Genomic DNA, 7,090 nt, shown 5'->3' on the forward strand with positions numbered 1-7,090 from the left:
GTCGGGTAGCGGTTCGGGTTCCGCTTCGACGCTCGGCACCGGCGGTACGTCGGCCAAGGATGGCACGTCGACCGGCTCCGTCGGAACCGGCGGCAGTTCGGCGGGCGCGGCCGGCCTGGAACACGGACAGGGCAAGAAGGCATGTCCTCCGGGCCAAGCCAAAAAAGACGGCGCTTCCTGCTAGTCCCATCCATCGGGCGAAGGCGGATCGTTCCGTCTTCGCCCTATCAATAGGAGAGCCGAAATGACCTCGGCATCAATCGTATATAAGGGAACCTTCGCGCTGCCGCTGATCCTGACGACCTTTATCGCGATCTCGGCCTTTGCCACCGAAACCATCAAGCTTGACGACGGCACCACCTGCACCGTCATCGAAAGCACGGGCTCGACCGGCAATGGGACATCGACATCGGTCACCGCAGGCGGCGGCAGCGTTTCGTCCTCGACGACAATCGACGGCAAGACAACAACGATGAACTCGGGCGGCGGCTCGGCTTCGTCCAGCGCCGGTTCGTCCGTCACAACCGGAACGGCCGGCAATCAGGCTTTCTCGACGGCAAGCGTCACCCGCCCCGATGGAACTGTTATCACCCGTCGGTCAGACGGCACCTGTGACGTCACCAAACCGCAGAAATGAAGGAGATGGACATGTCGAAGAAACTATCATTGGCGTGCCTGGCGCTGATCGTCTCGGTTGCTACCACACCGGTGCTTGCACAGGACTGCAACGCTGCCGGCACGGTCGGCTCCGGCGGCAGCGCCGCCGCAGGCGGCACATCGGCAAGTACCCTCGGCACTGCCGGAGCCTGTCGGACCGACAGCGGCACGACATCCTCGATCGGCTCCGGAGGCAGTGCGGCGACGGCCGATGGCAAAGCCCGAAGCCAGACCAAGATCAACGAGAACCCGAACCAGCTGAAGGCGCAGTCGCGGGCGCAGGCCATGGACCAAGGCACCTTCAGCAAATCACAGACGAAGACTCGGGTTAAGGGTGACGAGCTGCAAAGCAAGACGCGCAGCATGTCCCACGTCCCGGGACAGAAGCCGCTCAAAAGCACCACCGAGAGCAATGTCCTTTTGCCGCAGCAGTGATTTGGACATCGATGGATCGGCTCCCACGAAAGAGCGGGGGCCGGCGCCGGCGGCGCAAGCGGATGATCCCCGCGTGTTCAGTCCGCCGCTCGCTGATTGGAACCGAACGGCGGCTCCAAGCTTTGAACCGCGCAGACTTCGGAGGATCAAAATGGACGAAGATACTTTTGCGCAGCTCAGCTCGATGAGCCAGAACCTGCAGAAGCGCGCCCTCGCGCTGTCCCACCAAGGAAAGGATGCCGATCTTGCGATGCTGATGTCGGCGCAGGCCGTGACGATGGAAGCGGTCAAATCCCTGGGAGAAGCCTTGAAGAGGATCAATGGCCCGCTGGGGCTTGGCGCAGCGGGAGACTAGCTTCGCGCTTTCTCTCGTTCGTGCGCGCCGCCTTTTTCAACCGCGTCGCCAATCCGGAACGGAACTTTCAGCCCAGCGGCCGGTTCGGGCACGCAGGAGGAGAACGAGATGCACCGCAAACCCGCCCATCAACACGAACTGGTCTTCTACATTGGGCTCAACGCGGCCCTCGCCTGTTTGATCGCAGCCAGCATCTTGCTCGCGGCAACGATCTGAGCTTCGGTTTGCTCCAAGAAGCCTTCGATCGATGTCGAGCCGGACGGCGCTGTAGGAGCGTTGTCCTCTTCGTTTTACGGCAGCTGGCGAAGGAACTATTTGCCGATCCCCCTGTTGGAGCCTTCATGAACGACACGTCCAGAAAAGCCGGCAACAACATGATGAAGTTCGTCGCCACGATCCTGACAGCGGCGCTTGTCATAGGTGCTATCTATTTCTTCTTGCTGACACCCGGACAGCCGACAGGTCCGCAAACACAGCCCTCTCCCCACGCCATTGATCAGACGAACTAACGAACCATGAAGCAACGCGAAACCCCGACGGGTTTGTCGCCCTCGGCAGATCCCGAGCCTCAAAAGAAGCGCAAGGTCGTTGTCGGTCGCGGCTTGGCCATTTTCGTCGCCGGCGCGGCTGTCGCAGCCTTCTGCCTTTACGTCCTCATCGCGCTCTACGGGATCTATGCCAGCACCTAAACGCCGCCAGATTGGGGTTTGCGCCTGATCGTTCATCAGGAGCCGACCGTTCAAATTGCTCCGTTCCGGCTTTGAGATCGGTAACCACCCAACCAGCTAAGCCATCGCATATTCTTGTCATATGATAATTGTGACCAAAATTCGCATCAGAACGAGACGCCGAGGAAACCCCAAAAATGCCCGACCGAATTCCGGGAAATGCGCGTGTGCCAGCCACGGTCCATTGCTGGTCAGAAGATGTCCCAAGCCAGACCTTCGTCTCGTTGGAAAAGGCCTTGGCCTACTGCAAAAAGAATATCGGCGAGCTTCCGGCCATCGAGGTCTTCGTGCATTGCGGGCAGGTCCCCGAGCCGATCATCAGCGGTGACGAACTGGCGGCACTGATAAAGGCAAAACGGCGCAACCTGATCTGACGGAACCTGTTTCAGCTGCGGCCAATATCTGCAACGCAGGCGAGGACGCGCCTTTGGCCGGATATGAGCTTGCGACATTAAAGGTGACTGCGCTTATCTTGTTATAGCAGGCAAGAACGGCTATTCGCCGTGGCAGACTTGAACCAGGACCTGCCATGCTCATGCTAAAATCCACATTGACCGCGCTGCTGATCGCTGCGGCTTCCAGCTTGACCGTTTCCCCGGCGTTCGCGTCGACGAAATACCCCCTGACCATCGAAAACTGCGGCGTGCAGGTCAGTTTCCAGAAGGCGCCCGAGCGGGCGGTCGGGCTTGGTCAGAACAGCGCAGAGATCCTGCTGCTGCTCGGCCTCCAGGACAAGATGGCCGGGACTGCCTTCTGGCCAAGCAAGGTGTTGCCGCAGCTTGCCGAGGCCAATGCCAAGGTCAAGCTTCTGAGCGTCGAATTTCCGACCTTCGAGTCGATCCTGGCGGAGAACCCGGATTTCGTGGCGGCCGCTTTGCCAAGCCTGCTCGGCCCAAGCAGCAAGGTCGCCAAACGTGAGGACTTCGACAAGGTCGGCGTCCGGTCCTATCTCTCGCCCAGCACCTGCCTCAGCACCAAGGAGGTCAAGGACCAGTACGGCAGCCGCGCGCAACTCTGGAACATGGATCTGCTCTACAAGGAGATCGACGAGCTTTCGCAGATTTTCGATGTCTCCGACCGCGGCCAAGCGCTGATCGCAGATTTCAAGAAGCGTGAAGCGGCATTGCGTGCGAGCGTGGCAAAGGATGGCAAGCAGCTTTCCTACGTCTTCTGGTTCTCCAGCCCGAGCCCATCGGCCGATGCTTATCTCGGCGGCAAGAACGCAGCGTCCGGCTTCATCGCCGATGTCCTGGGCGGCCGCAATGCCGTTACAGCCGAAGCCGAATGGCCGACACTCGGCTGGGAAAGCATCATCGCTGCCAATCCGGACGTGATCGTCGTCGCCAACCTGGACCGTAACCGCTGGGAACTTGACAAGCCGGAAGCCAAGATCAAGTTCCTGACCACCGATCCCGCCGTCAGCCAGATCACCGCCGTCAAGAACAAGGCAATGGTGGTGATGGACGGTCAGGCCATGAACCCGACCGTGCGGACGATCTATGGCGCCGAACAGGTGGCCGAACAGCTGAAGGCCCTCGGTCTTCTGAAGTGATTGTGAGGCGCAATTCCCTTCGACAGTTTTCCGCCTTCGCGGCCGTGCTGGTGGCGTCGCTTGCAGCCATCGGGCTTGCCGTCGGCATAAGTGTCGGGATCGGCGATCTGCCGATCCCGCTCGCGACGACTTTTTCTGCCGTCACCAATCGGCTGGGATGGACGGCGGTGGGGCTCAACCGTATCCACGAAACCGTCATCTGGGATTACCGCCTCAGCCGGGCGTTGGTCGCGGCCTTCTGCGGCGCGGGCCTTGCGCTGTCGGGAGCGATCATGCAGTCGCTGCTGCGCAACCCCCTGGCCGAACCCTATGTGCTCGGCATCTCCGCCGGCGCGTCCACCGGCGCGGTCGCGGTCGTCATCCTCGGTGTCGGCGCAGGCACGGTTTCACTGTCGGCCGGGGCCTTTGCGGGAGCCTTCGCCGCCTTCTTCTTCGTCGCACTGCTTTCGAATGGAACCCGCGGCGGCGCGGACCGCACCATTCTTGCCGGCGTGGCCGCGTCGCAGCTCTTCAATGCTTCGACCTCCTACATCGTCACGACGTCGGGTAACGCCCAGCAGGCGCGCGATGTGATGTTCTGGTTGCTCGGCAGTTTCGGCGGGGTACGCTGGCCGGAATTGACGCTGGTCTCGATCGTTGTCGGCATCGCGCTTGTGGCCTGCCTGCTCTATGCCCGGGTGCTGGATGCGTTCGCCTTCGGCGACGAAGCGGCGGCATCGCTCGGCGTCAATGTCGGGCGGGCACGCATCGTTCTTTTCGCGCTGACGGCGATGATGACCGCGACGATCGTCAGCATGGTCGGCTCGATCGGCTTCGTCGGCCTTGTCGTACCGCATGTGGCGCGCTTCCTAGTCGGGCCGCTGCATGTCCGATTGCTGCCGGCCTGCGCGGTTGTCGGTGCCGTTTTCATGGTGGTGGCGGACATTGCGTCACGCACTCTCATCCCGCAGCAGGTCCTACCGATCGGCGTCGTCACCGCGCTGGTCGGCGTGCCCTTCTTCTCGATCATCCTCTACCGGTTCCAACGCGCGTCATGAGCATCAAGACCGAGAACCTCACCTGGAAAATTGGCAGGAAGACCATTCTCGACGGCGTTTCCTTCGAGGCACCGCCGGGTAAGACGCTCGGCTTGCTCGGACCCAACGGCTCGGGAAAGACCTCGCTCCTGCGTCTGCTCGCCGGGTTGAAACCGCCGCATTCAGGCTCAATCCTGCTCGAAGGCAAGGATCTCAGAACCATCGGGCGGCGTTCGATCGCAAAACGGGTCGCCTTCGTCGAACAGCATGCCACCACCAATGCCAATCTGAAGGTCGTCGATGTGGTGAAGCTCGGGCGGTTTCCGCACCGGTCGATATTTTCGGGCTGGACGCTCACCGATGACGAAGCGGTTGAGACCGCGCTTGCGCGTGCCGGGATGGCGCACAAGCGCAACGATCGCTGGCAATCGCTTTCGGGCGGCGAGAAGCAACGGACCCATATTGCCAGGGCGCTGGCGCAATCGCCGAAGGAACTCATCCTCGACGAGCCGACCAACCATCTGGATATCCAGCATCAGATCGGCCTGATGCGGCTGGTTTCCGGCCTGCCGATGACGAGCATCATCGCGCTTCACGATCTCAATCATGCAGCGATGTTCTGCGACCAACTGATCGTCATGCAGAGTGGCAGGATCGTCGCTTGCGGGGCGCCGGAAGAGGTGATGACCGAAACTTTGCTCAGGGACGTATTTTCCGTCGAGGCGCGGGTTGAGGCTTCACCACATCATTCGCGGCCGCATATTCATTACCTTGTCTGATCATCGCCCTTGCGACGAAAGCGTAACGATCGCGAAGGCGCATGCGCCGCCCCCGTCCGTCATGATCCGGGTGCTTGGCAGATTTTCAAGAATTCCAGAGACGGATTTGCCAGGTCGGTGCGTTTAAGCGGTATGGAAGCCAAGGATTGCCTCGACAGGGATGTCATGAACGTTGTTCATCCTTCGATCGGAAAGTGGGATAAATTCTCGCGTGCTGATCGACCGTAAAGAATCGGACTGATGATGGACGACCCTGATGCAGACCTGGTCGAAGGCATAGCTTCGGGCGACCCCCAGGCGATGCGCAAGATGGTGGCGGCAAAACTGCCGAGAATATTGTTGGTCGCGACGCGCATGCTGGGCGACAAGGGCGAGGCGGAAGATGTCGCTCAGGAAACTTTTCTACGCATATGGAAACATGCAGGTGGCTGGCGACAGGGAAGAGCGAAGTTTGACACCTGGGCTCATCGGGTCGTGCTCAACTTATGCTACGACCGGCTTCGCCGCCGAAGGGATATCCTCGTCGCGGAGGCTCCGGAGGTGGTTGACCACGGCCCGTTGCCCGACGCCGGATTGTTGTCCGACGACCGGGATGGCGAAGCGGTGCAGCGCGCACTGCAGAGCCTGGCGCCACGCCAGCGGGAAGCGATCATTCTGGTGTATTACCAGGACATGTCCAATCGCGATGCGGCGGACGTGATGCAGATCAAGGTCGATGCGCTCGAAAGCTTGCTGGCAAGGGGACGCCGAACATTACGGGCGATCTTGAACGGAGAAATGACATGACCGAGAAAAAAGCACCTTCGATCGATCGGGAGGCCTTTCAGGCCCTGATCGATGCCTATGGATCGAGCCCCCACCGTTGGCCCGACACTGTCAGGGATGGCGCGGTCTCTTTCATGGAAACCGAGGAAGGCCGCGTGCTGATGACGGATGCCGATCAGCTCGACGCGGTATTATCCCGTCTGCAGTCGCCCTCGCCTTCAACCCGCCTGACGGCCGGCATTCTCGCCGATGGCGAAACATGGCTCGCCAGAAGGACGAGATTGCGTCGTTGGGCGATCAGCGCCGGATTGATCGGGGTCGGGCTTGCCGGCGGCCTGACGGGCGCCGTCGCGGTCGTCGTCGTCACGCCCCCGCCTGCTCTTTCCCTGAACGGCACCATGACCGCGTTCGGCGAATTGCAGTCCGACAGTGAGTGGATGCAGGAGGCACCATGACCGACATCCAATTCAGAAGGCTGGTGATTTCGCTGCTTGCGCTCAACACGTTCCTCATCTGTGCGCTTGCAGGTGCCGGGCTGGTCTATCTGAGGACAGACCCGCCGCCCGCCGTTACCCGAATGCCGTTGGCTGGCGAGCAACTCTCCAAGGATGATCGGGAGGCCTTTCAACGCGCCATGAACGATGCTCGCCGCACGGTACGCCAGACTTCACTGGAAGCGCGCCAGGCCCGTATAGAGGCTGCCGCGCTGATGGGCGAACCGGAACTCGACGCAAAGGCTCTGGCCAGCGCGCTGGACCGCGCCCGTCGGGCGGAGATTGCCGTGCGCGCCGCCACCGAAGACC

The 7,090-nt window shown here is 61.2% G+C and carries 12 protein-coding genes and 1 pseudogene; all 13 read left to right on the top strand.

What is annotated here, in order from left to right:
• Positions 1-184 (top strand): annotated as a pseudogene (locus MOV61_RS26985) (hypothetical protein); the annotation flags it as partial.
• 60 nt (positions 185-244) lie between these two features.
• Complete coding sequence (locus tag MOV61_RS26990; protein WP_051900641.1) at positions 245-637, top strand: hypothetical protein; 393 nt, start codon at positions 245-247, stop codon at positions 635-637.
• Positions 638-648: 11 nt separating this feature from the next.
• A complete protein-coding gene (locus tag MOV61_RS26995; RefSeq protein ID WP_247138786.1) occupies positions 649-1,092 on the top strand; it encodes a hypothetical protein in 444 nt (147 codons plus the stop codon).
• A gap of 151 nt (positions 1,093-1,243) precedes the next feature.
• Positions 1,244-1,447: a hypothetical protein gene (locus MOV61_RS27000; protein WP_247138787.1), complete on the top strand. Its 204-nt coding sequence runs from the start codon at positions 1,244-1,246 to the stop codon at positions 1,445-1,447.
• Between the two features lie 341 nt (positions 1,448-1,788).
• On the top strand, positions 1,789-1,956 hold the full coding sequence (locus MOV61_RS27005; RefSeq protein WP_157885339.1) for a hypothetical protein: 168 nt from the start codon (positions 1,789-1,791) through the stop codon (positions 1,954-1,956).
• Positions 1,957-1,962: 6 nt separating this feature from the next.
• Entirely contained in the window at positions 1,963-2,136 is a 174-nt protein-coding gene (locus MOV61_RS27010; RefSeq protein WP_247138788.1) for a hypothetical protein, read from the top strand.
• A gap of 275 nt (positions 2,137-2,411) precedes the next feature.
• Positions 2,412-2,549, top strand: a complete 138-nt coding sequence (locus MOV61_RS27015; protein ID WP_247138789.1) for a hypothetical protein — start codon at positions 2,412-2,414, stop codon at positions 2,547-2,549.
• Positions 2,550-2,704: 155 nt separating this feature from the next.
• Positions 2,705-3,727, top strand: a complete 1,023-nt coding sequence (locus tag MOV61_RS27020) for an ABC transporter substrate-binding protein (protein ID WP_247138790.1) — start codon at positions 2,705-2,707, stop codon at positions 3,725-3,727.
• Positions 3,728-3,729: 2 nt separating this feature from the next.
• Positions 3,730-4,764, top strand: coding sequence for an iron ABC transporter permease (locus tag MOV61_RS27025; protein ID WP_247138791.1), 1,035 nt, complete (start codon positions 3,730-3,732; stop codon positions 4,762-4,764).
• Positions 4,761-5,522, top strand: a complete 762-nt coding sequence (locus MOV61_RS27030) for an ABC transporter ATP-binding protein (protein WP_247138792.1) — start codon at positions 4,761-4,763, stop codon at positions 5,520-5,522. Before MOV61_RS27025 ends, MOV61_RS27030 begins: the two co-directional genes overlap by 4 nt.
• A 240-nt stretch (positions 5,523-5,762) precedes the next feature.
• Positions 5,763-6,308 (top strand): RNA polymerase sigma factor, encoded by a 546-nt coding sequence (locus tag MOV61_RS27035; protein ID WP_247138793.1) that lies wholly within the window; start codon positions 5,763-5,765, stop codon positions 6,306-6,308.
• A complete protein-coding gene (locus MOV61_RS27040; protein WP_247138794.1) occupies positions 6,305-6,742 on the top strand; it encodes a hypothetical protein in 438 nt (145 codons plus the stop codon). The genes MOV61_RS27035 and MOV61_RS27040 overlap by 4 nt, the downstream gene beginning before the upstream one ends.
• Positions 6,739-7,090, top strand: a 352-nt coding sequence (locus MOV61_RS27045; RefSeq protein ID WP_247138795.1) for a periplasmic heavy metal sensor, incomplete at its 3' end; no start/stop codon positions are given. The genes MOV61_RS27040 and MOV61_RS27045, both read left to right, overlap by 4 nt.

This window comes from Neorhizobium sp. BETTINA12A, from assembly GCF_023006485.1.
In the GTDB taxonomy this organism is placed as follows: Bacteria; Pseudomonadota; Alphaproteobacteria; order Rhizobiales; family Rhizobiaceae; genus Neorhizobium.

Coding starts and splice junctions, on each gene's coding strand:
- MOV61_RS26995 (WP_247138786.1), top strand. CDS start 649: ATGTCGAAGAAACTATCATTGGCGTGCCTGGCGCTGATCGTCTCGGTT.
- MOV61_RS27040 (WP_247138794.1), top strand. CDS start 6,305: ATGACCGAGAAAAAAGCACCTTCGATCGATCGGGAGGCCTTTCAGGCC.
- MOV61_RS26990 (WP_051900641.1), top strand. CDS start 245: ATGACCTCGGCATCAATCGTATATAAGGGAACCTTCGCGCTGCCGCTG.
- MOV61_RS27000 (WP_247138787.1), top strand. CDS start 1,244: ATGGACGAAGATACTTTTGCGCAGCTCAGCTCGATGAGCCAGAACCTG.
- MOV61_RS27010 (WP_247138788.1), top strand. CDS start 1,963: ATGAAGCAACGCGAAACCCCGACGGGTTTGTCGCCCTCGGCAGATCCC.
- MOV61_RS27005 (WP_157885339.1), top strand. CDS start 1,789: ATGAACGACACGTCCAGAAAAGCCGGCAACAACATGATGAAGTTCGTC.
- MOV61_RS27035 (WP_247138793.1), top strand. CDS start 5,763: ATGATGGACGACCCTGATGCAGACCTGGTCGAAGGCATAGCTTCGGGC.
- MOV61_RS27020 (WP_247138790.1), top strand. CDS start 2,705: ATGCTCATGCTAAAATCCACATTGACCGCGCTGCTGATCGCTGCGGCT.
- MOV61_RS27030 (WP_247138792.1), top strand. CDS start 4,761: ATGAGCATCAAGACCGAGAACCTCACCTGGAAAATTGGCAGGAAGACC.